Below are 2,165 nucleotides of genomic sequence, written 5' to 3'. Positions count from 1 at the left end.
CGGTCAATGCGAAGTTTTCATATGCCTACCCGCCGCATCACCCTGAACAGGCCGGTTACTTTTTTTATAAAGTTCCCGCAGATGAGACGGGTAACCGACATAGCATGAATGTTTTCGTCAATCCCTATACAGCAAAAGTTATCGGAACACGAGTGTTCTATCATGCAACCGACTTGTTTAGTTACTGTTTTATCGGTTTCATCTTCAGGTTGCATTATGCCTTGTTAGCTGGCGATAGCGGCATGATTCTGGTCGGTATTTTGGGTGTGCTTTTCTTGATTTCAGTAATGACTGGCGTCATTGTTTGGTGGCCATTGACTGGAAAATGGTTGCAGTCACTGACCATTAAACGCCGGGGAAGTGCTGAACGCTTGAATCACGATCTGCACAAAAGCTTCGGTTTCTATTCGACCCCGGTGCTTTTGGCTGTGTTTTTATCAGGGATTTCTATGAACTTACCTGATCAATTCACTTGGTTGGTCGAACGATTCTCAACGGTTACTGCCGTGAAGGACTATAAAACACAACCACGGGAAGATAAGCCATCTGTTTCTGTCGATCATGCCTGGCACGTTGCGCAAAAACTTTATCCTGCCAGTGATTTGTTCTGGTTTTCTATTCCAGACTCAGCAACCGGTGTTTATGAGTTTAACTTTAAAGCTTCACTGGGAGCCGGTTTTCACGGTGTTCAAAAAGTAGTGATTGATCGTTACGGAGAAGTCTTACATGCATTCGATTCCCTTTCGGGAACAGGTGGCAATGTATTTATGCAGTGGATGTGGCCATTGCATTCAGGTTATGTATTAGGAATGCCCGGTAGAATTTTGGTGCTGTTATCCGGTATTGCTTGTGCGGTGTTATTTATTACCGGGATGATCCGATGGTTACAAAAGCGTCGAGCTTCGCAGAAAAAACGGCATAAGGTTGATGGAATACAGATTAAAACAGGAGAAGTTGACGATGTATATTGATACGCAAAACTTAGAACGAAAAACAACACTCTCGCAAGCTAAAAGAGCATTACTTGACCGATATCTGCAAGGCAAAGCGGTTGCTGTTTCCGACTCGGCTTTCGTAAAGCGGCCGGAAGGTTTTGCGCAATTGTCTCCAGCACAATTGCGGTTATGGTATTTGCATAAAATAAATCCGAACAGTTCCGGGTATAACTATTCGACGGCTTTACGGCTTACTGGCAATCTGGATTTATCGGTATTGCAAAAATGCATCAACGAAATTGTCAGCCGACACGAAATATTGCGAACCGCCATTGCCGAAGTTAATGGCCAACCGAAGCTGGTTTTGGCTCCTGAACTTTGTCTTTCTATTCAGCGGCGTGACTTGACTCATTTGCCGGAATCGCAGCGTGAAGCGGAATCACAGCGGATTTCCAGAGACGATGGAAATACCGCTTTTAACCTGACAACAGGCCCATTGTTGCGAGTGAGTCTTCTGTGTTTGGGGCAACAAGAACATGAAGAGGTGTTTATACTGGTGTTTTCAGCGCATCACATCGCTTTCGATGGTTGGTCGGCCGGAGTATTACTGAGAGAATTCGCAACGCTTTACCAAGCTTTTATAAAAGGTCAGGACTCGCCCTTGCCGGAATTAGCTGTTCAATACGCGGATTTTTCTTATTGGCAGCACAATCGCTTGCAGGGGCAGCGATTAGTGCAACAATTAGGTTATTGGAAGAAACAGCTACAAGGCATTCCGGAGTTGCTGGAACTGCCCGCTGACCGTTCGCGCCCCAGCGTAAGAAGTTATCAGGGGGCGAGTTATTTTTTCAATATATCGCCTGAACTTACTGCTCGATTACATAAAATTGGCCAGTCAAATGGATGCACACTTTTTACCTTGTTACTCAGTTGTTTCAATATTCTGCTTCATCGCTACAGCGGTGAAAAAGATATTTGTGTGGGTATCCCCTTTGCAGGGCGGACGAAACCGGAACTGGAAAACTTAATCGGTTTTTTTATCAATACGCTGGTAATACGAACAAAGCTTGAGAATAATCCGAGTTTTATTGAGTTAATTAAAACAACGCAAGAGCAGGTACTGGATGCTCAGTCGAATCAGGATGTTCCGTTTGACAAGTTGGTGGAGGAATTAAAACCGCAACGTAACCCAGGGTATAACCCCATTTTTCAGGTGATGTTTGTGCTGCA

At 44.6% G+C, this 2,165-nt stretch carries 2 protein-coding genes; both read left to right on the top strand.

The annotated features are described in order from the left end of the window. Window positions 1-971: PepSY-associated TM helix domain-containing protein (locus Q8L89_07285; GenBank protein ID MDP1708848.1), on the top strand; the 971-nt coding region annotated here is incomplete at its 5' end. Continuing rightward, window positions 961-2,165: condensation domain-containing protein (locus tag Q8L89_07280; protein MDP1708847.1), on the top strand; the 1,205-nt coding region annotated here is incomplete at its 3' end. The genes Q8L89_07285 and Q8L89_07280, both read left to right, overlap by 11 nt.

The sequence above is a fragment of the Gammaproteobacteria bacterium genome (genome assembly GCA_030680605.1).
Taxonomy (GTDB): domain Bacteria; phylum Pseudomonadota; class Gammaproteobacteria; order SURF-13; family SURF-13; genus JAQBXX01.
Note: the sequence above shows the minus strand (reverse complement) of the source record. Positions and strands in the feature narration are given on the sequence as shown.